General features: G+C 66.6%; 21 protein-coding genes and 1 tRNA gene. 5 read left to right on the forward strand and 17 right to left on the reverse strand.

Annotation, left to right across the window (positions count from 1 at the left end; all coding sequences use genetic code 11):
* Positions 1-714: 714 nt before the first annotated feature.
* The 11 genes from ACN0SE_RS19300 to ACN0SE_RS19350 form a co-directional block, all read right to left on the reverse strand.
* Positions 715-1,032 carry a DUF6538 domain-containing protein gene (locus ACN0SE_RS19300; protein ID WP_417526165.1) on the reverse strand — a complete coding sequence of 106 codons (318 nt, stop codon included), beginning with the start codon at positions 1,030-1,032 and terminating at the stop codon, positions 715-717.
* A gap of 61 nt (positions 1,033-1,093) precedes the next feature.
* Positions 1,094-1,168, reverse strand: a tRNA-Phe gene (locus ACN0SE_RS19305).
* 101 nt (positions 1,169-1,269) lie between these two features.
* Positions 1,270-2,274 carry an alginate lyase family protein gene (locus tag ACN0SE_RS19310; RefSeq protein ID WP_417526166.1) on the reverse strand — a complete coding sequence of 335 codons (1,005 nt, stop codon included), beginning with the start codon at positions 2,272-2,274 and terminating at the stop codon, positions 1,270-1,272.
* Positions 2,256-4,991: a hypothetical protein gene (locus tag ACN0SE_RS19315; protein WP_417526167.1), complete on the reverse strand. Its 2,736-nt coding sequence runs from the start codon at positions 4,989-4,991 to the stop codon at positions 2,256-2,258. The genes ACN0SE_RS19310 and ACN0SE_RS19315 overlap by 19 nt, the downstream gene beginning before the upstream one ends.
* Positions 4,979-6,268: an alginate O-acetyltransferase AlgX-related protein gene (locus tag ACN0SE_RS19320; RefSeq protein ID WP_417526168.1), complete on the reverse strand. Its 1,290-nt coding sequence runs from the start codon at positions 6,266-6,268 to the stop codon at positions 4,979-4,981. The genes ACN0SE_RS19315 and ACN0SE_RS19320 overlap by 13 nt, the downstream gene beginning before the upstream one ends.
* Positions 6,268-7,023 (reverse strand): hypothetical protein, encoded by a 756-nt coding sequence (locus tag ACN0SE_RS19325; protein WP_417526169.1) that lies wholly within the window; start codon positions 7,021-7,023, stop codon positions 6,268-6,270. The genes ACN0SE_RS19320 and ACN0SE_RS19325 overlap by 1 nt, the downstream gene beginning before the upstream one ends.
* A 3-nt stretch (positions 7,024-7,026) precedes the next feature.
* Positions 7,027-8,526 carry a right-handed parallel beta-helix repeat-containing protein gene (locus tag ACN0SE_RS19330; protein ID WP_417526170.1) on the reverse strand — a complete coding sequence of 500 codons (1,500 nt, stop codon included), beginning with the start codon at positions 8,524-8,526 and terminating at the stop codon, positions 7,027-7,029.
* On the reverse strand, positions 8,516-9,919 hold the full coding sequence (locus ACN0SE_RS19335) for a mannose-1-phosphate guanylyltransferase (RefSeq protein ID WP_417526171.1): 1,404 nt from the start codon (positions 9,917-9,919) through the stop codon (positions 8,516-8,518). Before ACN0SE_RS19335 ends, ACN0SE_RS19330 begins: the two co-directional genes overlap by 11 nt.
* Positions 9,916-11,013 (reverse strand): hypothetical protein, encoded by a 1,098-nt coding sequence (locus tag ACN0SE_RS19340; RefSeq protein WP_417526172.1) that lies wholly within the window; start codon positions 11,011-11,013, stop codon positions 9,916-9,918. Before ACN0SE_RS19340 ends, ACN0SE_RS19335 begins: the two co-directional genes overlap by 4 nt.
* 8 nt (positions 11,014-11,021) lie before the next feature.
* A complete protein-coding gene (locus ACN0SE_RS19345; protein ID WP_417526173.1) occupies positions 11,022-12,497 on the reverse strand; it encodes a glycosyltransferase in 1,476 nt (491 codons plus the stop codon).
* 41 nt (positions 12,498-12,538) lie between these two features.
* Positions 12,539-13,858: a nucleotide sugar dehydrogenase gene (locus ACN0SE_RS19350; RefSeq protein ID WP_417526174.1), complete on the reverse strand. Its 1,320-nt coding sequence runs from the start codon at positions 13,856-13,858 to the stop codon at positions 12,539-12,541.
* Between the two features lie 547 nt (positions 13,859-14,405).
* Here ACN0SE_RS19350 and ACN0SE_RS19355 point away from each other — a divergent pair.
* On the forward strand, positions 14,406-15,290 hold the full coding sequence (locus tag ACN0SE_RS19355; protein WP_417526175.1) for an MBL fold metallo-hydrolase: 885 nt from the start codon (positions 14,406-14,408) through the stop codon (positions 15,288-15,290).
* A 149-nt stretch (positions 15,291-15,439) separates the two neighbouring features.
* Positions 15,440-17,173, forward strand: coding sequence for a SulP family inorganic anion transporter (locus tag ACN0SE_RS19360; RefSeq protein ID WP_417526176.1), 1,734 nt, complete (start codon positions 15,440-15,442; stop codon positions 17,171-17,173).
* A 15-nt stretch (positions 17,174-17,188) separates the two neighbouring features.
* Here the strand turns inward: ACN0SE_RS19360 and modC are convergent, their stop codons facing one another.
* Genes modC through modA form a run of 3 tightly spaced genes read right to left on the reverse strand, consistent with a single transcriptional unit; the run spans position 17,189 to position 19,703 of the window.
* The gene (modC, locus tag ACN0SE_RS19365) at positions 17,189-18,265 is read right to left on the reverse strand and encodes a molybdenum ABC transporter ATP-binding protein (protein WP_417526177.1); all 1,077 of its coding nucleotides are present in this window, start codon (positions 18,263-18,265) and stop codon (positions 17,189-17,191) included.
* The gene (gene modB / locus ACN0SE_RS19370) at positions 18,262-18,930 is read right to left on the reverse strand and encodes a molybdate ABC transporter permease subunit (RefSeq protein ID WP_417526178.1); all 669 of its coding nucleotides are present in this window, start codon (positions 18,928-18,930) and stop codon (positions 18,262-18,264) included. Before modB ends, modC begins: the two co-directional genes overlap by 4 nt.
* Positions 18,930-19,703: a molybdate ABC transporter substrate-binding protein gene (modA, locus tag ACN0SE_RS19375; RefSeq protein WP_417526179.1), complete on the reverse strand. Its 774-nt coding sequence runs from the start codon at positions 19,701-19,703 to the stop codon at positions 18,930-18,932. The genes modB and modA overlap by 1 nt, the downstream gene beginning before the upstream one ends.
* Before the next feature lie 132 nt (positions 19,704-19,835).
* Between modA and ACN0SE_RS19380 the strand changes: the two genes are divergently transcribed.
* From ACN0SE_RS19380 to arsJ, 3 genes are read left to right on the forward strand one after another with little or no spacing between them, the layout of a single operon-like run.
* Complete coding sequence (locus ACN0SE_RS19380; RefSeq protein ID WP_417526180.1) at positions 19,836-20,654, forward strand: helix-turn-helix domain-containing protein; 819 nt, start codon at positions 19,836-19,838, stop codon at positions 20,652-20,654.
* The gene (locus ACN0SE_RS19385; RefSeq protein ID WP_417526181.1) at positions 20,651-21,649 is read left to right on the forward strand and encodes an ArsJ-associated glyceraldehyde-3-phosphate dehydrogenase; all 999 of its coding nucleotides are present in this window, start codon (positions 20,651-20,653) and stop codon (positions 21,647-21,649) included. The genes ACN0SE_RS19380 and ACN0SE_RS19385 overlap by 4 nt, the downstream gene beginning before the upstream one ends.
* Entirely contained in the window at positions 21,646-22,893 is a 1,248-nt protein-coding gene (arsJ, locus tag ACN0SE_RS19390) for an organoarsenical effux MFS transporter ArsJ (RefSeq protein WP_417526182.1), read from the forward strand. The genes ACN0SE_RS19385 and arsJ overlap by 4 nt, the downstream gene beginning before the upstream one ends.
* A gap of 131 nt (positions 22,894-23,024) precedes the next feature.
* On the opposite strand, the gene ACN0SE_RS19395 is transcribed toward arsJ, so the two are convergent.
* From ACN0SE_RS19395 to ACN0SE_RS19405, 3 genes are all read right to left on the reverse strand, one after another.
* A complete protein-coding gene (locus ACN0SE_RS19395; protein WP_417526183.1) occupies positions 23,025-23,762 on the reverse strand; it encodes a hypothetical protein in 738 nt (245 codons plus the stop codon).
* Positions 23,763-23,871: 109 nt separating this feature from the next.
* Positions 23,872-24,213 carry an antifreeze protein gene (locus ACN0SE_RS19400; protein WP_417526184.1) on the reverse strand — a complete coding sequence of 114 codons (342 nt, stop codon included), beginning with the start codon at positions 24,211-24,213 and terminating at the stop codon, positions 23,872-23,874.
* A 187-nt stretch (positions 24,214-24,400) separates the two neighbouring features.
* A complete protein-coding gene (locus ACN0SE_RS19405; protein WP_417526185.1) occupies positions 24,401-24,919 on the reverse strand; it encodes a TlpA family protein disulfide reductase in 519 nt (172 codons plus the stop codon).
* Positions 24,920-24,928: the final 9 nt, after the last annotated feature.

The raw sequence follows: 24,928 nt of genomic DNA on the forward strand, positions 1-24,928 counted from the left end.
GAGCGGGTACGGGCCCGCTTCACGCTTACGATGGCGGCCTGCAATCTGGCAAGGCTGCCGAAACTGCTTGCTCCCTGCTCATGACCATTTTGGCGACTTGCGCTCAGGGTTCATCTCCGTATGCGCCCATGTCCGGTTGGGAAGAGCAGCCAGACCTATAGCTTTAACTACGGATTTACCGTTCGCCAAGAAGACCCTGTCCAAGATTGCCCTTAGTACAGTCCTCGCCCAGTTGGCTGAGTTTGGCTTGGCTCGGTAAGAATACGAGCTGAAAGGCGGTATCGAACACTCGAGACCTAAGTTCGACCTAGCTTCCCGACATTGTCGAAGAGCCGATTGCCCATGGTTTAGGTACCACCATCTCAAGTACCCGACACTGATCGAAAGACAGTCGGTGCAGTTCTCGCTGCAGCCTTGAGAGTTGTGGCGACCTGACACCTACTCCAACACACAATCAAGGTCCTGAACATGCCACAAGCATCAGCTTTGGTCACAGGGGTCACGCTTGCTTAGAGGAGTTGGGGATCAAGGAGGTCATCCACGGCAAAGGACGCCACTGCAACGCCCTGGCTAAGGTGACGCATCCCTTTGGTCCGATAGAAGGCGCTGAGTACATCGCGGATATTTGAGCCAGAAAAATCTGAGCGTCCTATCAATAGACGGGGCGTTCGCTTTACCCCCCATACCTCCTGACAGGGGCCCACCCTCCATTGGTCACCAATCGTCAGCTACGGCAAGAGCAACGGCGCGGTCTCTCGCCTCCGCTGATCTTCGACCTCGTCCGGCCACCGTACGCAACATGTGCTTTCCCGGTAGTTCCGCGTTTCGGGACCTCAGGTGGAACCAATAGTCGTCGAGTTGATCTGCAGCTTTTCTGGCTCGCGCATCAGCTATCTTTGCCGAGCGGGTCCGCAACGAATAAGCGATCCGAGGTGACGAATAATGGCGAAGCAGCTCTTTCGGGATGCGACGACTGAAGTAGTAGACACCATCTTTTACGAAGGTGAACGTGGGTGAAATGGTCTCCGACATGGTCTACGGCTCCTAGCTCGAGTAAAAAGCTGGAGTGATACCAAGGTGTTAGTTGAAGAAATGGTGCCCGGGGGCGGAATCGAACCACCGACACGAGGATTTTCAATCCACTGCTCTACCCCTGAGCTACCCGGGCACGGGTGAACGCGTTGCGTTCGGGTGGATGCGTTCTAGGAGAGCCATGCGGCAGTGTCCAGTGGCTTTTTGCAAATTTCTGCCCGCAATCCCGGCATTTTTTCAATCAGCCCCGTGACGCCAGATCAGGCTCTGGTCGCCGCCCAGCTTCGAGCTGGCCAGGGGGCGGTAAAGCGCTGCCAGCACTTCCAGATCCGCCGATGGCGAGAGCGTCAGATAGGCCTCGAGCCAGGCGAGGTTGTAGGCCGAGATCTCGCGGCTGCCGTCGAAATAGCTCTGTTCCTCGCCGGTGATCTCGCGGGTCGCGGCGCCGTCGGGCAGGTCGGCGACGACAAAGCCCACCACCCGGTCGAGCGCGGTGTCGCAGCGGGCGCCGGGGGCGTAGCCGTGGTCAGCCAGCAGGCGCGAGGTCACCACCAGCGGCGCCACCGCGTGCATCTGGTAATGAAAGGCGAGACGGCCGCGGGACATCTCCTGCGGCAGGCTGCCGTCGGGGGCGGCGGTGCAGAGCACGTAGTCGGTCGACCAGGCCGCCCAGGCGCGCAGCATGCGGTCGCCGCCGAGATCGGCGATGGCGGCCACGGCGAGCGCCGCCCAGGCGCGCAGGTTGCCGCGGCGGGCGCCCGAGGGAGCCTCTTCCTCCCAGAAGGTCAGCTGCCGGTAGGCCTGTTCGGTCAGCCAGCGCTGGATCGCCGAGAGGTCCTCGTGGCGGGTTGTGTGTGGCACCGCCTGGCGCAGCACCAACCCCAGTCCGGCCAGGCGGGCACCGATGGTCAGCTGCGCGGTCTGGGTGGCCAGGCTCTCGAGCGCGCCGGCCTCGGCCCAGGTCGAGAGCTGCGCGATCACGCAATCGGCGATCTCGGCGCGGGGCGCTCCGGGGGCATGCACCTGGTTGACGAGCGTGGCGAGGTCTCGGATGAAATCGTCGAGCGGCGCCAGCGCCGCCTCGACCTCGGCCTCGGCCTCGGTGTCGACCTCTGACCGGGTCTCGCTGTCAGCCGTATAGCGGCTCTCGTAGGCCAGTGTCAGCACCGGCTCCGGGGCGTCGGGGCAGGTCAGGGCCAGCGCCGACGTGGCCAGCCCGAGGCTCAGCGCGGCCGCAGCCAACGCGCGAGATCGGCGGCGTCCCTGTCTCCGGCGGTGGCAGCTTTGTCGAGCCATTCAAGGGCCTCCGTTTCGTCGCGCGGTACGCCCGCGCCCATGGCCAGGACCTGGCCGAGTTCACCCATCGCCGGCACCGCGCCGGCACGCGCGGCGGCGCGCAGGGCGGCGATGGCCTCGGTCAGAGCTTGCGCGCTTGTCGCCTGGCTTTGCAACAGCCGGGCGTGGCGCCACATCGCCTGCGGATCACCGGACTGGGCGGCGCGGGCCACCAGCAGTTTGAAATCCAGCGCATCGTCGATCGCCTCTCGCAGGGCCTGCGGTGCCGCAAGATATTGCTCGAAGGCGCGGGGCATGGTGTCGCCGCGATCGACCAGGGTCTTGAAGTGGGCGGCGGCGGCGAGGGGATCGTAGCTTTCGAGGTCGGGCCCGGCGGTCAAGTGGAACAGCCGCCATTGCCCTTGAAGGTCGTCCGCGCGGTCGCGGGCGACCACCACGTCGGGCTGCGGCGCGCGCTTGGTATCAAACCCGGCCATCTGGCTGTTGGTCAGCCGCAGCTTGGACAGGGTGTTGTAGCCCTCGATGGCCAGCCCGACCTCACGCCAGTGGAACGACATCTCGGCGGTGCCGTGGATCGCATGCGCCTCGCCCAGTTCATCGGTGTCCTTGGTCGAACAGGCCATCAGGCTGACCGCGCGGTCGAAGTAATCCGCGCGCTTGGCCTCGGCCACATAGGGCAGGGCGAACATCATGGCGAGGAAGTCGCCGCGGTCCTCGATGGTCTGCGCGAATTCGTCGAACACCTGCCGTTCGGCCTCGGGGGTCTTGCCCAGCCGCGCCAGCAGGCGGATCGCGGCGCCTTCGCCGCGGTGGCTGGCCTGACGCAGCAGCTGGCGGACCTCTTCGGCCATGGCCGGGCTCATGCCGCTGTCGTTGATCATCGCGACCGAGAGGTCGAGCGCGGTGGTCACCCCGTTGTTGAGATAGACCCGGCGGAAGAACTCCAGCGCCAGTGCCCGTTCGGCCGGGTTGGTGGCCAGCTCGAATTCGAGCTTGGCGAACTCCTCCAGCGTCTTGTCGGAATTGTCGGTGCGGTCGGCCCAGAGCAGTTGCATGGTCTCGGTGGCGATCGGGTCGCTCTGCACCAGCTGCAGGAAATTGGCCAGCGACACGGTGCGCCCGTCGAGGGCCTGCGACTGCAGCCGTGCCAACCGCCAGGGGTCCTTGTAGGGATCGAGCGCCATCAGGTTCGACGGCGTCAGCGCCACCATGCGGTGGGTGGTGGCGTCATAGGCGCGCGCCCAGGGCGCGGCCTGTCGCAGAAGCGGCGCCTCGGGGGCCTGACAGCGGAACAGCGTGTCGAGGTCGCTCATCGCCGCCGCGTCGCGATGGCGGGTGGCAGCCAGGGTCAACAGGTCGATGGCGCGGTTGAGCTGCTCGGGATCGTCGCGATAGCGCAAGAGCCGCGCCGCCAGCGCCCGCATCCCGTCCGGGTCGTTGCGCGCGGTGGCGATTTCGAGCTGCGCCATGATCTCTTCTTCGGAGGCCCAGCGGCCCAGCCTGACCGAGAGCTCCTGCGCCAGCTGGGTAAAGACCGGACCGGGGGCATTCGGAATGGCGGCGATCTCGCGCAGGTAGGTCAGGAAAGGGCCCGACAGGCTGGTTTCCATGGCGTCGATATTGACCCCGGTCTCCAGCAGCGGCGTCAGCGAGGGGCGGCGCCGGCCCCGGTCTTCGGGTTGGTTGAAGGCGAGGATCTCGCGCAGGGCGTCGGCGTCGATGCCGCCGTCCTCGAGCCGCCCCCTGGCGCCGTCATCCACCACGATGCCCCGCGCCACGGCGCGTTGCAGGTAGTGCTGCATCTCGGCGATGTCCTGATCGTCCGCCGTGGCCGTGAGGTGATATTCCACCACCCGCCAGGCCGCGCTGGCCGAACCCAGATCGGCGGCAAAGCGGTACCAGGCCCAGCCGATGTCCGGGTTGCGCCGCACGATCTCGCCCTTGAGGTATTCGCGGGCGATGCGCTCGGCCCTGGCGCAGACACCGGCGTCCATCTGGCCCAGCAGCCCGCCGAAAGCCATGGTCACCGTCAGCTCTTCTGGGGCGTCCCAGCCGGGCAGGGGGCGGCCCTCTGACATCCGCCGGGCGATCATCAGAAGCGCGTCGGGATGGCCGCCAAAGGCCGCCTCGCGCACCAGTTCGAGGCCGGTCGCCTCGTCCGTCGGCACGCCGATGCCGTTGAGGTAATATTGCGCCAGCTGCATCCGCTGGCCGTTGTTGAGCGTCGGGCGGCTGGCCGCCAGCGCCGTCACCAGCCCGGCCTCTTCCAGCGCCTCCAGCCGGTTGGCGTCGATATGCAGACCGATCAGGTCGATCACCTCGTCAGCGCCGGCAAAGCGGTCGTCAGAGGTCGAAAGCCTTTTGCGCAGGGTGGTGATGAAGTCGAAATAGCGGTCGGGGTCGCTGCTCTGATAGCGGCGGATGTCGCGTTGCAGATAGCGCGCGCGCTCGATCTCGGTCAGCTCGTCCTGCTCGCCCGGAGAGCCTTCGTGCACCTGCTGCGGCCCACGGGTGTTGCCGCAGAGGTTCTGCTCTTCCACGTCAGGCGGCAGAAAGGCCAGCTCCAGCGGTGCTGCCGGCAGCGCGCCGGGCGTCACGAGGGCCAGAGGAGCCAGCAGCGCCAGAAGGCAGGGGGCGGTCACAAGACGGCTCAGCGCAGACATGCCGACACCTCCGGCGCGTCGCCCAGCTCGGCGTCCAGCGTCACGGTGACCGAGGTCGCGCCGTCGGGCCAGAGCCCGGTCATCGGCACATAGAACCGCCCCGTGGGCAACTGCGCCCGGTGGCGCAGCACCTCGCGGTGGCGGGTTTCGCCCGCGGCAGTCTCGTAGGCCAGCACCAGCCGGCGCGCCGGGGCACCGTCGCCATCGACAAACAGCATGTAGTCGCTCTCCGCATCCAGCGCCGTGAGGTCGGCGCGCATCGTTCCGGGCAGGTCGGCCTCACGTTCCAGCGGCAGGGCAATGTCGCAGCTGCCGCGCGCGGCGGCAATCAGCTCGGCCATCGGCTGGTCGTCGGCCAGCCCCGGCGCCGCGTCCTGCGGCAGTTCCCAGACCAGCACGCTGGGCCGCGCGGCCTGAAACTCGGCCGAGGTCAGATAGGTCGAGATGGCGGCAAAGGCACCGCCACCGGGCACCGAGTATTGCACCACGTCAAGCCCGCTTTCCTGCGCGAGGAAGCCTGCAAAATTGGCCTCGGGCGTGTCGGAATGGGCGCTGCCCACCAGCGCCACCACCCCGCGCGCACCCTCGGCCTCGTAGGTGCGGCGGGTCTGGAAGGTCTCGGTCTCGGCGGTGGGCAGCGGCTCGTCGCAATAGCGCTGCCGGACCTGCCTTGCGTGCGAGGCGACGGTGGCATTGCCGGTCGAGACCGACTCGAAGCGGCTCTTGGCCAGCGCCTCGATGCCGGGAACCTCGGAGATCTGCGCGGCAATGGCGGTGGCGGCGATGCGCGCGCCCTCGGCCGTCAGCCGGGGATCGGTGCGGAAAAAGGGCAGGGGGCCGTCGGCCGCGACCATGGCCGAGCGGATGTCGGCGACGCGCACCCCGGCGGCGGCCAGCCGCTCCATCGCGTCGAGCTGCACCGTGGTGGCCAGCGAATAGTCGAAGCCGTAATCGCGGGTCGCCGGCGACAGCGCGCGGGGCATGGCCAGCGATTTCACCGGCACCGGCGCATAGATCAGCGCGGTGCCGCGGGCCGCCAGCGCCTCGGTCAGCGTGGCGAGATCGGCGATGGTCTCGGGGGCCATCGGGTGATGGTTGTGCAGGTCGGGATCGATGCGAAAGAACACGCCGTCGCGGCCCTCGACGCTGGCCATGAAATGCCCCTGGGCCATGCCGCGGCAGCCATAGGACGACCCTTCCGCCAGCGCCGGACCGGCCAGCGCCAGCCCAAGCGTCAGCGAGGCCGCCAGCCGCCGGATCGTCGCAGATCGCGTCATCAGTTCTCCTCCAGGGTCCGCAGTCGTGCGTCGGCGCTCTGGCGCAGGGTCCGGGCCATGGTGCGGATCGGCAGATCGCCCTTGCGCTCTGCCACGTCGAGATAGCCGGTCACCCGCGTCAGCCCGGCGGCATCGAGATCGCCGCGGCCGAGGTCGGTCATTGCCAGCGACAGCACCATCCGCGCGCCGCCGTCCTGCACGATGCGGCTGCGGGTCGCCTCTGACATCGGGCCAAAGAGCTTGTCGGCACCGTTGAGCGCGATCAGCGCATCCTGCGCCATGGAATTGCCGGCCCAGACATGTGGATAAAGCACGCGGATGTATTGCGACACCCGTCCGCGCGGTTCGCTGGCAGGATCGAGCAGGTAGAGCGCGCCGACGAAATCGTCGAACATCGAGGCGCGCCCGGCGCCGGCGGCGATGCTGGCGTACCAGGCGATGTCAGAGGCATGCGCCTCTAGCCCTCGGGGCCGCAGAAGCTTGACCATGCGCAGCGCCGCCAGCCCGTCGCGGGCCTCGGCCAGCCGCCGCAGATCGGCCTCGCGCATCGGCAACCCGCCGACCATGCGCTTGCGCAGCCGCCGCAGCTCGGCGCTGCGCAGCTGGCGGGTGTGGGTGATGCCGCGTTCGACCACGACGGCGACCTTGCGGCTCTCTTTCGAGGCCGGCAGGCTCAGCGGCTGGGCCAGCGCGGCCGTGGCCAGCACCAGTCCGGCCAGTGCCGAGGCAAATCCCAGGGTCCGTCGCAGCGCCATGGCTCAGTCTCCGTCGCCGCAGTGTTGCGGCAGGTCGGCAATCGGCACCGGGCCCGCAGCGTCGAGCGCGATCGGCGCACGGCCGGTGATGTCGGCTGCAATGTAGCGCCCCTGACGCCCGAGGTCACCCGCCAGAAATCGCGGAAACTGCCGGGTGAAATCATTGCCTTCAAGAAGCAGCGCCGCCGCAGTCGCGGTGGCCACGCCGGCGCCGTTGGCGTCGAGCAGATTGTGCTCGATCCGGGTGACCGCGCCGATGGGCTGATCGGAAATCCAGATGCCGGCGCTTCGGTTGCTGACCAGGATGTTGCCATCCAGATGGGCGGCCAGGCTGCGGCGGACCTCGATGCCCTTCTGCCGGTTGCCGATCACCAGGTTGCCGGTGACCCTGGCACAGCGGGCGCGGTCGATCTTGATGCCGCTGCCCTCGCGGCCCCAGACGACGTTGCCGGTCACCAACGTGCGGTTGGGGGCGTTCTTGACCAGGATGCCGACGCGGTCGCCCTTGAGGATGACATTGCCCGACAGCACCGTGCCGACCGAGCCGTCGAGCACGCGGATCGCATTGGTCACCGAGCGCCCGGCCAGCAGATTGGCGGTGACCCGCGTGTCGCGACTGTGCAGCAGCACCAGCGCCGCCGAGCCCGCGTCCTCGATGCGGTTGCCGTCGATCACGAGGCCTTCGGCGGCCTGCACCGAGATCCGCCGCACCCGGACGATCTTGCTGTCGGTGATGAAAGACCCGCCGGCCGGCCGGTCGAGCGCGCCGCGAATGACCGAAAGGCCCGAGAACTTGCCAGTGCTGCCAAAGCCCAGGTCGGTGATTTCGGCCTCGCGGATCTGCAGGATGCCGGCGCCGGTGGTGGTGACGAAAGGGTGGAATTCCTCGTTGTCGGGGTTCTCGCCGCCGACACCGCGCAGGGTGGCGCCATCGATCACCAGCCGGCCGAAGTTCAGCACGAAGGCGCCGTGCTCGCGGCTGAGCTGCAGCATCTCGTCGCGGCCGACGCGCAGCTCGGCGCCATGCCAGATGATCAGCGGCGCGCGCAGCTCGAGGATGCCGGTGCCCGACACCGCGTCCTCGTCCATCAGCGAGGCCAGCTCGGCCAGCCCGACGCTGCCGGTCTCGATCATCCGCACCGTGCTGCCCTGCGCGCCCTGCGCGGCCAGAACGGCGCTGACATCCTCGTGACCGAAGGCCTGCGCCAGCCGGCCCAGCGCGATCCGCAGGTCGAAGCTGCCCGAGGTGATCTCCTGGCCGCCACGCGCCTCGAGCGGCGTGACATCGGCACGGGGTGGCAGGGCAAGGCCCGCCTCGGTCATCAGGGTGCGGGCGTCGATCCGGGCGTCGGCATCGGCCTCGACCGCCTCGGCCAGCCGCAGCACGGCCTGGCGTTGCTGCTGGCCATGGCTGTCGGGCGCCGCCGCGGCCGGCAGCGCCAGCGCCGCCAGCAGGGCTGCGGCCCAGAGGCCGGGCCGGATCATCCGGCGGTCAAGAGCCATAGCGTGCGCTGCTGGTCAACTCCTGCGGGGCCTCCTTCAGGGTGATGGTAAAGACCAGAACCTCAACCGGATCATCGCCGGGGTTGCTCAACGTCGTATGGGTCTGATCGCAGAGCGGCTCCCGGTCGCCCTCGGCCATCCGCGCCTGGGTGCGGCCATTGGTCAGAAGCACCTCGCCGGCGGCAACGATCGCCTCGCGTCCCGGGGCAGGGTCGAGCCGCATGGCCGCGCCGGGCTTGACCGTCACTTCGCACAGCGTCATGTGATCGCGCGCCACCAGCTGGCGGATGCTGCCCCATTCGTAATCGGTGCGCTGGTGTTTCTCGGCCTCGATGCGTTCGTTCGATTTCAGGTGTTCGGCCACCTTCTTGACGCTCTGGCAATGGCCGACCTTGGTGACCAGCAGCGCGTCGGCGGTGTCGACGACAATGATGTCCTCGAGCCCGACACAGGTGACCAGCCGGGTTTCCGAGCGGATCATGCAGTTCTTGCTTTCGACCGAGATCACGTCGCCCTGGATCACGTTGCCGGAGGCATCGCCGTTCGAGATGCCGTACATCGCGGTCCAGCTGCCGACATCGCTCCATTCGACGTCGAGCCGGCAGAGCGCGATGCGCCGGGTCTGTTCGAAGATCGCCTTTTCGGTGGGCTCGGCATCGGCCTGGCCGAAGGCATTGCCGTCGAGCAGCAGGCCCTCCGAGGTCTCGGTCGCGCCGCTCATTGCGGCGGCGACGTGTCCCAGCGTTTCGGGATCGTAGCGGGCATATTCCTCGATGATCGTCGAGGCCTTGAACAGGCTGATGCCGCTCGCCCAATAGGCGATGTCGCTCTCGACCAGCAGGCGCGCCTTGCGGGTGGGGGGCTTTTCGACAAAGCGCTCGACCTCGCGCAGGTTGGGGTGGGCGATGATCGGGCCGCCGTCGGTGATATAGCCGAAACCGGTCTCGGCATAACGCGGCTTGATGCCGAAGGTGATGATGTAGCCGTCCTCGGCGCCCTGCTGCACCGCCTTGATGGCCGAGTTGATGTCGCCGTCGATCACGTGATCGGCCGGCACCACCAGCATCAGCTGATCGGGGTCCTTGGCCGAGAGCTTGAGCGCGGCGGCCAGCACCGCGGGGCCGGTGTTGCGGCCCATCGGTTCGAGGATCACATCGGCGCCACGGCCGATCTGGCGCAGCTGGCGGTGCAAGGTGCGGCCGTGTTTCGCCGAAGAGACGATGAGCGGCGTGTCGAAGCCCTCGCCGGAGTGCCGCTCGACGGCGGATTGAAAGAAGGTCAGAGAGGCGGCGTCGCCCACCCGTTGGAACTGCTTCGGGCTGTGCGTGCGCGAAATCGGCCAGAGCCGCGTTCCGTTGCCGCCGCAAATGATCAGAGGCGTGATCTCTTTCATTGTCCGTCCGTCCCATTTTCAAACGGTTTGGCGAAAAGTGCCTTGGAAATCCGCACCCTTGCGGATTTGCCGATGTCATCGGCGGTGAGCGCGCCGGGCTGTGGCCGCAGACGGACCGGCAGGAAGAGGTCGCCCTCTTCGGCCGCCGCCGCCGTGGCCGAGGTCAGGATGACCTGCGCCGGGATCGCCCGGCCGTCATCCATCTGAAGGTGCACCAGCTCGCCGCTCATGGCGCGGGACAGGCCTTCGGAGCTCATCTGGGTCTGCACGCTGACGCTCTCGTCCTGGCCGAACAGCATCAGGATGCTGTCGCCGGGCAGCACGGTGGCGCCTTCGAACATGCCGTCGGTCAGGGTGACCGAGCAATCGCAGGGCGACTGGAAGTTCAGCACGTCGCCGGTGGTGGCCGAGAGCGAATAGAGCACCTCGCCCTTGCCGGCCTCGGGGTTGAGATAGATGATTTGGCCGCCGCTGGTGGCGCGCATCTCGTTGCCGGCGCGCATGATGAACACCGGGCGCAGCTCGTAATTGGTGGTGTAGCGCACGTAGAGCGCGCTGAGCGCCAGGTAGATCAGCAGCATCGAGGCCATGACCACGCCGATGCTCTTGATCCGGCGGCGGGTGTCGGCCTTGGTGCCGTCAGTGCTTTTCGGCGTCTTGATCTGGGTCGGGCCGGTGTAGCTCATCATCGAGCCGAGGCTGACGACGTCGCCGGCGATATAGGTGTTCAGGATGTAGCGCAGCTGCGGCAGATGCGGCCCGGTGGGGTCGATGAACTGCAGCGTCAACTCGTCGCCGGTGGCATTGGTGCTGACCTTGGCCTCGGGGAAGAGGGTGATGGTGAAGCCGCCGAAATCGAAGCGCAGCCGCACCGGCTGCCGGCTGTTGATCAGCGTCGGCGGGACCGCGGTCTGCAACTCCACGTAGGCCGCGGTCACCGAGATGCCGGTTCCGGAGAACCGCATCTCGCCGATCTGGGCGGTGAAGGGGACCGGCAGAACCGGGTGTTCATTGTCAAAACCGAACTCAGTGGGGATCTGAGGCGCTTTGGGAGCGCCGCGTTCGTCTTTTTCAGTGGTGATCTTGTCGAGCATCGCGCACCTCAGACTTTCGTAAAATACAGGATGGCAATCGTCAGCCAGACCAGTGCAAGCACATGGTGGGCGGCACTTTCGGTTGCCTTGATCTTGTCACGGAGCGCGACGAGGGCGGCGCCGGAGCCGCTGCCTTGTCGGGTCCACTTCTGCTTGTCCATGCGGAACAGGACAAAGGTCTTCAACGCCGCCCCCACGACCTGGCTGAAATACAGGATCGGGGGATGGGTCACCGGGAACCAGGTGCCCCGGAACAGCGCGATGATCACGCAGAAAACGTAGCGGGTGATCATCACCCAGGCGATGTAGAGCGGGATCACCGAGGGGCTGACCATGAGCGCGGCAAGCGCCACGGTGATCGGCCCGACAAGCGTCGTCCACATCGAGATCCGCTGGTCGAAGATCGACCACCAGGTAAAGCCGCCGATCAGCGTGGGCGACAGCCGCAGGGCGCGGCCATTGGTCCGGATCATGTTGCCGAACCAGCGCACCATCAGCGTCTTGGAGCTGTCGAGGAAGGTCGGGCGGGGCTGGAATTCATAGCTGACCGAGCGCACGTCGGGCAGGTAGTGCATTTCGTAGCCGTTCTTCAGCAGCCAGTACCACGTCGATTTGTCGTCTCCGGTCAGGAACTTGACCCGGCCAAGACGCCAGTGATCGAGGAAGTCGTGGTTGATGCCTTCGATGAAGTCCGGCCGCGTCGCCAGATCGGCGCGGAACACGCTCATCCGCCCGGTCAGGGTCAGCACGTGCTTGGACAGGCCCATCGAGCACATCATCACCTGGCGCTGATTGAAGCGCAGAACGAACCAGTCCTTGAACAGGCTTTCGCGGCCGACCTCGACGTCTTCGTCGGTGGTCAGGGCGCCGACCTTGAGATTGGTGAAGACCGGCGCGCTCTCGATCCAGATGTCTTCCGGCACCATGGTGTCGCCGTCGACGAAGACGAGGATGTCACGGTGGGTGGGGGAGTGGCTGCCGAGAATGCGCAGGGTCTGGGCCAGGGCGTCGCGTTTGCCGTTGGCCTCGATCCGGTCGATGATCAGCTGAACGCCGGTCATGTCCTCGACCTGGGTCTCGTAGATCTGGCGGATCAGCCGCTCGTCGGCGCCATCCACCACCGAGGCCACGATCGTCGCCCCGTCCCGTGCCCGGGATGCCGCGCGAAAGACGCTGCGATAGACCGGCAGGGTCACATGCGGCTCGACCATGTAGGAGGTGACCAGCATGTACATGTGCGACTTGCCCGCGCGCTTGGCGAACCGCTTGCGCGCGGCCCGCTTGCGCTTGGGATGGACAATCCGGCGAAAGATCACCGCGCGGGTGAAGTTGATCGCAGCCCAGCTGTAGCGCCAGGTGCCCAGGAACCCCATGATGAAGATCGTGTTGGTTGCATAGCTGATCTCTCCAAGGGCCGACTTGGGCACCAGGGTCACCAGCAGGATCACCACTGAGAAATAGGCAAGATGTGAGAGCGCAAGCATGGCCAGGCTCCTCTCTGCGATCGGGGTGTCGGAGTGCCGGATTACCAGCAGATCCCTTCATAGGTGCCGTCAGACACCTTCGAGCGGCTCATCCGGGTCAGGTCGAGCACGGGGCGGTGCTTGGCAGCCGCCTCCAGCGTATCCACCGTTTCACGGTAGAAGTTGCCCACCAGGATGGCACCGGCATCGTTGATCATCGCATCGAGGTCCGGGGTCATCCGGTCCTTGAGGTCGGGGATCACGTCGTTGCCGCGCCCTGCCGTCGAGTTCTCGTTGGCATAGGCCTCATGCACGTAGGGATCGTAGATATCCACCTGCACGCCGCTCTTGATCAGCCGTGCGGCCAGTTCGGCCAGCGGGCTTTCACGCAGATCGTCGGTGCCCGGCTTGAAGGAGATGCCGACAAAGCCGACCTTCCTGGCACCAGTGCGTTCGACCATTTCCTCGGCGCGACGGATCTGCGCCTCGTTGGCCTCGAGCACCGCGTTCAGCAGATGTGCGGGCGTGCCCTGCGTGCTGGCCAAGTGGCGCAGCGCACGGACGTCCTTGGGCAGGCAGGAGCCGCCGAAGGCAAAGCCGGGCCGCATGAAGTAGGACGAGATGTTCACCTTGGTGTCGGAGCAGAGAATCTCCATCACCGTCTGACCGTCGAGGCCGGAGGCCTTGGCGATATTGCCGATCTCGTTGGCAAAGGTCACCTTCACGGCGCGCCATGTGTTCGAGGTGTATTTCACCATCTCGGCGGTGCGCACGTCGACGACCTTGATCTCGCAGGGCAGGCCTTCGTTGATCTCGGTCAGGATGTCGGCGGTGCCCTGGTCGAGCGCGCCGAAGACGATCAGGCCGGGATCATAGTAATCCTCGATCGCGGTGCTCTCGCGCAGGAATTCGGGGTAGTAGCCGACGCCGAAGTCGGTGCCGGCGGTCTTGCCGCTGGCCGCTTCGAGGGTCGGAATGCAGGTGCCTTCGGTCGAGCCGGGCACGATGGTCGAGCGGATGACCACGGTGTGGTAGCCGTCCTTCCTGGCCAGCGCCTCGCCGATGTTGCGGCAGACGATCTCGACGTATTTCAGACCGACCGAGCCATCCGGCGCGCTGGGCGTGCCGACGGCGATGAAGCTCGCGTCGGTATTGTCGATCGCGTGCTGCACGTCATCTGTCGCGGTCAGTTTGCCCGCCTTGACGACCTGTGCGATCAGCTCGTCGAGACCATTCTCGACGATCGGGGAAAGCCCCGAATTGATTGCTTCGATTTTTCCGGGATCGACGTCTACCGCAATCACATCGTGACCGTCGCGCGCCAGGCAGGCCGCTGAGACCACGCCTACATACCCAATGCCAAAGACACTGATTCTAGCCATTTGCTCTACCTCTACATCCGCCCTATGGACGGTTATTTTTATAGTTGCCCGATTTCTTCGAGCTTATTTTGAGACTTTCAGTCTTCAATTTGTAACGCAATATTAGGAATTTGGCCGGTTTTGGTAAAGTGAATTGTTAGCTGTTCGGGCGAGCCCTTGCCCGGTGGCATTTGCGCCACAGTGGGGTTGGGGCATCGGTACAGGAATCTGCCCTTCGGAATGGCCTCCGACTCGTCTGAGCCGCGTTAACGCTTTGTGAATATATTGACGATGCATTCACGATAGACGCGATATCTCGTTAACCCGGCTAGACGCGCGTCAAATTTCGGGGTGCCGCGCGCAGACCATTTGGGGCCCGGTTGACGCAGGTGAGAACGTTCGTTCAATTCTTCTGGGCAAGGAAAAATTTTCGGCCATGACCCCACGTCTCGGGGCGCAAAATTTCTATGTATTCAAATATTGCGATGTGTTGAATTGGGGCATATGTTAGGCTATCTGCAAGCAGAACCAGCGGCGCGACAGGGTGCCGAGGATCAGGAGAGGCGCAATGACCGACTATCCCGTGAACATGAACGTCAGCCCGGAGGTGCAGGCCTTCTTCGACGAGGCGACGAACACGATTTCCTATATCGTCAAGGATCCGAACTCGCCGGCCTGCGCCATTATCGATTCCGTGATGGATATCGACTATGCCGCCGGGCGCATCACCTATGACCACGCCGACGAGCTGATCCGCACCATCGAGAGCCAGGGGCTGAGCCTCGAATGGATCATCGAGACCCATGTCCATGCCGACCACCTCTCGGCCGCGCCCTACATCCAGGACAAGCTCGGCGGCAAGATCGGCATCGGGTCGAAGATCATGGTGGTGCAGGACACCTTCGGCAAGGTCTTCAACGAAGGCACCGAGTTCCAGCGCGACGGCAGCCAGTTCGACCGCCTGTTCGAGGATGGCGACCGCTACAGCATCGGCACGCTCGAGGCATTTGCGATCTACACCCCCGGCCACACCCCGGCCTGCATGACCCATGTCATCGGCGACGCCGCCTTTGTCGGCGACACGCTCTTCATGCCCGATGGCGGCTCGGCGCGCGCCGATTTCCCCGGTGGCGATGCCGGAGAGCTCTACGATTCGATCCAGAAGGTGCTGAGCCTGCCCGACGAGATGCGGCTCTTCATGTGCCACGACTACGGCCCCAACGGCCGCGACATCCAGTGGGAGACCACGGTCGGCGAGGAAAAGGCGCACAACATCCACGTCGGCGGCGGCAAGACCCGCGAGGATTTCATCAAGTTCCGCACCGAACGCGATGCCACCCTGGCGATGCCGCGGCTGATCATCCCCTCGCTGCAGGTCAACATGCGCGCCGGCACCGTGCCGCGCGACAAGGACGGCAACCCGGTGCTGAAGGTGCCGGTCAACGGGCTCTGACCCCGGAACCTCACCTCGTATGAATGGTTGTGCCAGCAAAGCGCGACCGCCCGCCCCGGACCTGATCCGGGGCCTCACCGCCCCAAGGCCTGACCGCCGCCCCGGACCCGAGGTCCGGGGACCCAACGTCGTTTTCCGGAGCCCACCCCATGCTCAGCCCCCTGCGCCGCTACCTGCCGATCCTCGACTGGGGTCGCCGCTATGACCGCGCGACCCTTGGCAACGACCTGCTGGCGGCGGTGATCGTCACCATCATGCTGATCCCGCAGTCGCTGGCCTATGCACTTCTGGCCGGATTGCCGCCGGAGGCCGGGCTCTATGCCTCGATCGCGCCGATCCTGCTTTATACCGTCTTCGGCACCTCGCGGGTGCTGGCGGTGGGGCCGGTGGCCGTGGTCTCGCTGATGACCGCCGCCGCGATCGGGCAGGTGGCGACCGAAGGCTCCATGGGCTATGCCGCCGCCGCCCTGTCGCTGGCGCTGCTGTCCGGCGGCATCCTTCTGTTAATGGGCGTCTTCCGGCTGGGGTTTCTGGCGAACTTCCTGTCGCACCCGGTCATTGCCGGCTTCATCACCGCCTCGGGCATCCTGATCGCCACCTCGCAGCTCAAGCATGTGCTGGGCATCCCCGCCGAGGGCCACACGTTGATCGAACTGGTGCAGTCGCTGCTGGCGCATCTCTACCAGATCAACTGGATCACCCTTTTGATCGGCGCCAGCGCCACTGGCTTCCTGTTCTGGGTTCGCAAGGGGCTGAAGCCGCTGCTGCTGCGCATGGGGCTCGGGGCAGGGGCCGCCGATATCGCCACCAAGGCCGGACCGGTGGCCGCAGTGGTCACCGCCACCGCGCTCACCGCTCTGTTGCGGCTTGACCTTCAGGGCGTCGCCATCGTCGGTGCGGTTCCACAAAGCCTGCCTCCGCTCACCCTGCCGGACTTCTCGCCCGATCTACTGAGCATGCTGCTGGTGCCGGCGCTGCTGATCTCGGTCATCGGCTTTGTCGAGTCGATCTCGGTCGCCCAGACCCTCGCCGCCAAGAAGCGCCAGCGCATCGACCCGGATCAGGAGCTGATCGGGCTGGGTGCCGCCAACATCGGCGCGGCCTTTACCGGAGGCTACCCGGTGACCGGCGGCTTCTCCCGCTCGGTGGTGAACTACGACGCCGGCGCCGAGACCCCCGCCGCCGGCGCCTTTACCGCGCTGGGCCTCGCCATCGCCGCGCTGGCGCTGACGCCGCTGATCTTCTTCCTGCCCAAGGCTGTGCTGGCCGCGACAATCATCGTCGCCGTCATCAGTCTGGTGGATTTCTCGATCCTCCGCCGCGCCTGGGCCTATTCCAAGGCCGATTTCGCCGCCGTCCTCGCCACCGTCCTGCTGACGCTGGGTCTCGGGGTCGAGGTCGGTGTCTCGGCCGGCGTCATCGTCTCGCTGCTGCTTTATCTCTACAAGGCCTCGCGGCCGCATGTGGCCGAGGTGGGTCTCGTCCCCGGCACCCAGCATTTCCGCAACATCCATCGCCACAAGGTCGAGACCGACCCGACGCTGCTGACGCTCAGGGTCGACGAGAGCCTGTTCTTTGCCAACGCGCGCTTTCTCGAGGACCTGATCCTCGGCCGTGTTGCCGGTGACAGCCCGGTGAAACACGTGGTTCTGATGTGCTCGGCGGTGAACGAGATCGACCTTTCGGCGCTGGAAAGCCTCGAGGCGATCAATGCGCGGCTCGCCGAAATGGGCGTCGGCTTTCACCTGTCAGAGGTCAAGGGCCCGGTGATGGACCGGCTGGAACAGACGCATTTCCTCGATGCGCTCAACGGCACGGTATTCCTCAGCCAATGGGACGCCATGCAACAGCTGACCCCCGGCGCCGCCGCCGCGCAGACCTGAGCCTGCGCGCTGCCCTCACGCCTCTTCGCGTCCCACTTGGTGCCGCGCCACCGCCATCGACTTGACCAGCGCAAAGCAGTTCTGGCCCACCTCCAGCCCCATCGCCTGCACCGAGCGCTGGGTGATCCGGGCCAGTAGCCGCTCTTGGCCCACCCGCAGCGTCACCAGCGCGCCCGGACCGTCACCGGGCAGGATGCTCTCGATCACCCCGGGGATGACATTCAGCGCCGAGATCCCCTCGGGCCGGGCCCGCGCCAGCATGACGTCATGCGCCATGATCCGCACCCGCACCACTTCGCCTGTCGCGCCGCCGATCCGCGGCAGCCAGAGAGGGCCGGTGGCGGTGTGCAGCCGGGTCAACCCGTCGGCCTCCTGCCCGTCGATCTGCGCGCTCAACGTCGCCCCGGCCTCGCGCAGGCCCATGCCGCGCAGGGCCAACGGGTCATAGAGGATATCTTCGGTCGGACCGTCGCGCTGCACCCGGCCCTTGTCGATCACCACGATCCGGTCAGAGAGCCGGCGCGCCTCCTCCATGTCATGGGTGACCAGCACCACCGGCATGTTGAGATGCGCCCTGAGCCGCTCGATCTCGGCATAAAGCCCCTCGCGCGTGCCCCGGTCCACCGCCGAGAAGGGCTCGTCGAGCAAAAGCACCGCCGGATCGCGCGCCAACGCCCGCGCCACCGCCACGCGCTGCTGCTGGCCGCCGGAGAGTTCAGCGGGCCGCCGGTTCTCGAGCCCCGCCAGATGCACCAGCGCCAGCACCTCGCGGGCGCGCTCTGCCGTGGCGCCCGCCGCCATGACATTGCCCAGCGCCGTCATCTGCGGGAACAGCGCGTAGGATTGAAACACCATCCCCAACCGCCGCCGATGCGTCGGCAGGCTGCTGTGGCGCGCGGTATCGAGCCAGGTCTCGCCGCCCACCCGCACATGCCCCCGGTCAGGTTGCCAAAGCCCGGCAATCGCCCGCAGCACGGTGGTTTTCCCCGCCCCCGACGGCCCGACCAAAGCCAGCAGCTCCCCCGGCGCGACCTTGAAGCTCACGTCGAGCGGGATCGGCCGCTCCGCCGCGATCGCCACCTCCAGCGTCACGACAGCCTCCGACCGGCCCGCGCCGAAAGCCGGAAGGTCACCGCGATGGTCACCAGCGAGATCGCCAGCAGCATGGCCGACATCTGCGCCGCGCCCCCCATGTCAAAGGCCTGCACCCGGTCGTAGATCGAGATCGCGATGGTCCGGGTCTCGCCGGGGATCGCCCCGCCGACCATCAGCACGATGCCGAACTCGCCCAGCGTATGGGCGAAGGTCAGCACCATGCCGGTCAGCACCCCGGGCCAGGCCAGCGGCAGCTCGACCCGCCTGAGCGCTGTCAACGGCGCCATGCCGCAACAGGCTGCTGCTTCGCGCACTTCCCGCGGCACCGCTTCAAAGCCGCGCTGGGCGGGCTGCACCGCGAAGGGAAGGTTGAACAGCACCGAGGCCGCCACCAACCCTTCAAAGCTGAAGACCAGTGGCCCGCCAAAGGTGCTTTCCCAGAGCTGGCCCACCGGGCTGCCGGCGCCAAAGGCCACCAGCAGGTAGAAGCCCAGCACCGTCGGCGGCAGCACCAAGGGCAGGATCACCAGCGCCTCGACCACGCCTTTGCCGGTGAAGCGGTGGTAGGCCATGAACCGGCCGAGAAAGACTGCCACCGGCAGCAGGATCACCACCGTCCAGCCCGCCAGATGCAACGAAAGCCAGAGCGCCTGCCAGTCCATCAGGCAGGCTCCGGCGCGGCAAAGCCGTGGGCGGCGAATATCTCCTGCGCCGCCGGGGTCTGCAGGAAGTCGTAGAAAGCCCGCGCCGTTTCGCCAGCGTCAGGGGTCAGCGCCATGCGCTGGTCGAGGGGCTCATGCCACTCGGCCGGGATCACCGCGCTGTCGGCCAGCGCCAGCACGGCCGGGGCCACCGCCAAGGAGGCCGCCACCAACCCGCCATCGGCATTGCCCGAGGTGGCGAATTGCGCCGCCTGGGCGACGTTTTCGCCAAAGATAAGCCGCGGTTCGATCTGCTCCCAGAGCCCGCGGTGTATCAGCGCCTCTCGGGCGCGCATCCCGTAGGGCGCATGGTCCGGCGTGGCGATGGCAAAGCGGCGGATCTCGCCCCGCTCCAACGCCGCTGCCAGCCCGTCCATCGCGCCATCCACAGTCAGGCCGCCCTTCGGTGCGATCAGCGCCAGCCGTCCCAGCGCATAAACTGCGCCCGCGTCCCGCAGCACGCCGGCTTCGGCCAGCCGCAGCACATAGTCGGCATCGGCCGAGAGAAAGAGCTCGAACGGCGCGCCGTTGCTCAGCTGCTGCGCCAGTGTGCCGGACGAGCCATAGGTGACCCGCAACGGCCCACCGCCGGCCGTGGCAAAGGCCTCGGTCAGCACCGGCAGAACAAAGCGCAGCGAGGCCGCCGCGGCAATCACCGGCGCGGTTTCGGCGTGCGCCGGCAGGGCCAGCGCGGCGGCGGTCAGAGCAAGAAAGTGACGGCGGGGCAGGAGCATGGCCAAAGTCTAGCCGCCCCGATTGCCGAACACCATGGGCCTTTCGGCGTAGGGTGGGTTTGCAACCCACCGCCCCCGCACGCATACAAAACCCCGCTTGCCGAGCGCTTCTATTTCCAATATCCATGAAATATGGAATCGCTGACCGATCAACTCGCCGCCCTGTCGCATCCCGCGCGCCTCGCCGTCTTTCGACTGCTGGTGCGGCGCTGCCCCGATGCGCTGCCCGCCGGCGAGATTGCCGAGGTGCTGGGGCTGAAATCCTCGACCCTCTCGGTCTACCTCGCCACACTGACCCGCGCCGGTTTGATCAGCCAGACCCGGCAAGGCACCTCGCTGCGCTATGCGCTCGACACCGGGGCCGCCCAGGGCTTGATGCGCGATCTCTTCCTCGACTGCTGCCGCGGTCGCCCTGACCTCTGGCCGCCGCTCGCCGGTCCGCTGGAGGCGACGCATCGCCACAACGTCCTCTTCCTCTGCACCGGCAATTCCGCCCGCTCGATCATGGCCGAGGCGCTGCTGCGCCACATCGCCGGTGCCCGGCTCATCGCATATTCTGCCGGGACCCACCCGAATGCTGAGGTCAATCCTCGGGTGCTCGACCTGCTCAGGACCAAGGGTATCGCCACCAAGGGCCTGCACCCCAAGCCGCTCGAGACCTTCCAAGGCCCCGAGGCCCCGCGTTTCGACTTTGTCTTCACCGTCTGCGACCGCGCCGCCAACGAGGACTGCCCCACATGGCAGGACCAGCCGATCAGCGCCCATTGGGGCCTGCCCGATCCCGCCGGCGTTCAGGGCACCGAGGCCGAGCGCAGCCTCGCCTTTCACCAGACCTACGCGATGATGCACCAGCGGATCTCGGGCTTTGCCGCCCTGCCGCTCGACGCGCTCGACCGGGTCTCACTGCAAACCAGCGTCGATGATATCGGCCGGATCAAGGAAACCACATGACCACCTATGCTCTCAACGGCCTGGGGCGGATGGGCAAGCTCGCCCTTCGCCCGCTTCTGGAACGCGGCGCCGAGATCGCCTTTGTCAACGACGCCGTGGGCGATCCGGCGATGCAGGCGCATCTGCTGGAATTCGACAGCGTGCACGGCCGCTGGCCCGCCGAATTCAGTTCCGATGACGAGAGCATCAGCATCGACGGCACCCGCATCCCCTGCCTGCAGCAGTCCGCCATCGCCGATCTGCCGCTGGAGGGCGTCGACGTGGTGATCGACTGCACCGGCGTCTTCAAGACCGAAGCGGCGCTCGCGCCCTATTTCGAGGCCGGGGTGAAGAAGGTCGTGGTCTCGGCCCCGGTCAAGGACGGCAATGCCGCCAACCTGGTGATGGGCGTCAACGAGGCCAGTTATGACCCCGCCAGCCAGCGCATCGTCACCGCGGCGAGCTGCACCACCAATTGCCTGGCCCCAGTGGTCAAGGTAATCCACGAGGGGCTGGGCATCCGCCATGGCTCGATCACCACGATCCACGACGTGACCAACACCCAGACGATCGTCGACCGCCCCGCCAAGGACCTGCGTCGGGCGCGTTCGGCGCTCAACTCGCTGATTCCCACCACAACCGGTTCGGCCACCGCGATCACGCTGATCTACCCGGAACTCACCGGCAAGCTGAACGGCCACGCGGTGCGGGTGCCGCTGCTCAATGCCTCGCTGACCGATTGCGTCTTCGAGGTCGAGCGCGAAACCACGGTGGACGAGGTCAACGCGCTGTTCAAAGCTGCCGCCGAAGGGCCGCTGAAGGGTATTCTCGGCTACGAGACCCGGCCGCTGGTCTCGTCGGACTACACCAACGACCCGCGCTCCTCGATCATCGATGCGCCCTCGACCATGGTGGTCAACGGAACGCAGGTGAAGGTCTATGCCTGGTATGACAACGAATGGGGCTATGCCAACCGGCTGGTCGACGTGGCGCTGCTGGTCGGGGGCGCGCTGTGAGCCGACCGGCGGGGCTCTCTGCCTATGTGGCGGTGACGGCGGCCTATTGGGCCTTCATGCTGACCGATGGCGCGCTGCGGATGCTGGTGCTGCTGCATTTCCACGGGTTGGGCTTTTCGCCGGTGCAACTGGCCTATCTCTTCGTGCTCTACGAGATCGCCGGGGTGGTCACCAACCTCTCGGCCGGCTGGATCGCCGCGCGTTTCGGCCTGACCTCGACGCTTTATGCCGGGCTCGGGTTGCAGGTTCTGGCGCTGTTGGCACTGGCGCAGCTTGATCCGTCCTGGGCGGTGGGGGCCTCGGTGCTCTACGTCATGGCGGTGCAGGGGGCGTCCGGCGTGGCCAAGGACCTGGCCAAGATGTCGTCGAAATCCGCGGTCAAGCTGCTGGCGCCCGAGGGCGAGGGCGGGCTCTTCCGCTGGGTGGCGCTGCTCACCGGGTCGAAGAACGCTGTCAAGGGCCTGGGCTTCCTCCTCGGGGCCGCGGCGCTGGGCGTGCTGGGGTTCGTGCCCTCGGTGCTGGGCATGGCGGCGGTGCTGGCGCTGATCCTGGCCGTGGTGGTGCTGAAGATGCCCGCCGGGCTGCCCGCCGGGCGCAAGGGCGCGAAATTCAGCGAGGTGCTGTCGAAGAACCGCGACATCAACTGGCTGAGCGCCGCGCGGGTCTTTCTATTCGGCGCAAGGGACGTCTGGTTCGTGGTTGGCATCCCGATCTACTTCTACGCGGTGCTGTCAGACGGCAGCGAGGCCGGCAACCGCGCGGCCTTCTTCCTGATCGGCAGTTTCATGGCGGTCTGGACCATCCTCTATGGCGCGGTCCAGGCCTCGGCGCCGCGGCTGCTGCGGGCAAAGACCCGCCCCGATACCGAGATCGTCGCCCTGGCGCGGCACTGGGTGGCGGCGCTGTTCTTTGTGCCGGCGGGATTGACGGGGTTGGTCTACCTGGCGGGCGCGCCGGCGCCCTGGCTGACCGTGGTGCTGGTGGTGGGGCTGCTGCTCTTCGGGGCGCTCTTTGCAGTGAACTCGGCGCTGCATTCCTACCTGGTGCTGGCCTTCACCAGCGCCGAGCGGGTGACGCTGGACGTCGGGTTCTACTACATGGCCAATGCCGCAGGGCGGCTTCTCGGGACGGTGATGTCCGGGCTGTCCTACCAGCTGGGCGGCGTGGCTTTGTGCTTGGCCACCGCGGCGCTTTTCATCGCCTTGAGCTGGGTTGCAACCTCGAAACTCGGGCAGCACGGCTAACTCCAATGCCCCGGCGCGGAATCAAGGCCGCAGGTCGCCGCGCCGCGGCCCGTCGATGGCGCGGCTTGGGGGCACGAAAAAAGCTGCCGAAGAGACTTCGGCAGCTTTTCAGGATTTTCAGGGCAGGAAGATCAGGTCGTCTTGCCGGGCATCTGGCGCGGTGCCGAGGGGGCGCGCTTGCGGCCGCGGCGATTTGCGGGCGCTGCCGGTTTCGCCGGTGCGGGCTTGGGGGCCTCTGCCTTCGGCGCTTCGGTCTTGGCGGCGTCCGCCTTGGGCGCTTCGGCTTTCGGAGCGTCGGCTTTGACGGCCTCGGCTTTGGGGGCTTCGGCCTTCGGAGCTTCAGCCTTGGGTGCCTCGGTCTTGGGAGCTTCAGCTTTCGGCGCTTCTGCCTTGGCCACTTCCGCTTTCGGGGCTTCGGCTTTGGGAGCTTCGGCCTTCGGTGCCTCTGCTTTAGGAGCCTCGGTCTTCGCCGCCGGCTTCACGTCTTCCGGCTTGGCCTCGACCTTGGGCGCTTCGGCTTTCACCGGCGCGGCCTTGGGCGCTTCGGCCTTCGGGGCCTCGACTTTCGCCTTCGGCGCCTCGGCCTTCACCTCGGGCTTCACGACAGCCGGCTTCGCCTCGGCTTTCGGCGCTTCGACCTTGGCCGCAGGCGCGTCCGCTTTCGGCGCGTCGCCAGCCTTCGTGCTCACCGCCTTGGCGACCGGCGCCGGGGTGCTCTCGACCGGGGTCGCGGCCTTGGGCGCTGTCTTGCGGGCAGGGGCCTTGCGCGCGGCGGGTTTGGCGTCGGCCGCGGGCACGTCATTGGCCGGCATGGTCTTCAGCGGCGCCACCGGCGAGAACAGCCGGGCACCTTCGACCGCCGAGGTCACCAGGACCTGTGCAAGACGCATGTTGCTTTCGAAGGCGCGGTTGGCCAGCTGCAGATAGGCGGCCGACATTTCAAGGTGTTTGACAAGCAGATTCATCAGTCATTCCTGTTTATGCATGGGGTCCGAACAAGGCGCCCGGACCGGCAGGGCCCTGGTTGGCAAGTCGGATGTGATTGTCGCCCACCGCTTCCGACAGGGGCGCGACCCAGGCCAGGGTCACCTGCTCGGGGCGTTTGCCGGCAATCAGCGCCAGCGCGGCGGCCAGGTTGGCCTCGAGAAAGGCCGCGGGCTTTTCGGTGAACATCCGGGTGTTTTCATCCTGCGCGACGGACCAGCCGCCGAGCATGCCGAGACTGCGATAGGCAATGACACTCTGGGCCTGGGCGGCCATCGCGCCAATGGCAAGACAGGCGTTCCAGCCGTCCAATGCCTGTTTCAATCCTGCCTGCATGTCTCCGTGTCGTCCTTCCCGGAACCGGGCCACGCCCGGGCATGGCACCGCGCCACGCATTCCTGTTGACGGACAGTGTAACACGAAATGCCGCGCGCGCAGCATCTAAAATGCTGCACTGCGGCACGGGTCGGCGGTCTGTTGCCGTTTGGTCAGGCGGTGGCAAAAGCCGGGCGAAACCAAGGGCTCAGCTGTCAATCATCGCTTGCAGAATGGCCTTGGCGCTCTCGCTGGACCAGTCGGCCTCGCCTTCGAGCCTGGCAATCTCGTGGCCGTCTCGGTCGAGAATCACCGTGGTGGGCAGGCCGAAAACCCCCAGACCCCTGGCAATCGCCTGGTCGGGATCGCGGTGCAGCGGCAGGTTGTCGACGTCGATGCTCTCGAAGAACCGGGTCATCGACGGCGCCGGGTTGCGGCCGGTGGCCAGGGTGACCACCTCGAAATCCTCGCCGCCCAGCTCGGTCTGGAGATCGGCCAGCATCGGCATCTCCTTGCGGCAGGGGGCGCACCATGTGGCCCAGAAGTTCAGCAGCACCACCTTGCCGTGATAGCTGGTCAGGCTCATCGCCTCGCCGTCGAAATCGGTGAAATCGGTCGCGGTGACCGAGACCGGGGCGGGGTGCACCCTGAGCTTCTGCATGTCGCCGTCGCGCAGCGCCTCGAGGGCGGCGGGATCGGCAGCATTTGCGCTTGCCCCCAAGCCCATATAGACAGC

The organism is Marinovum sp. (assembly GCF_048263515.1).
In the GTDB taxonomy this organism is placed as follows: Bacteria; Pseudomonadota; Alphaproteobacteria; order Rhodobacterales; family Rhodobacteraceae; genus Marinovum.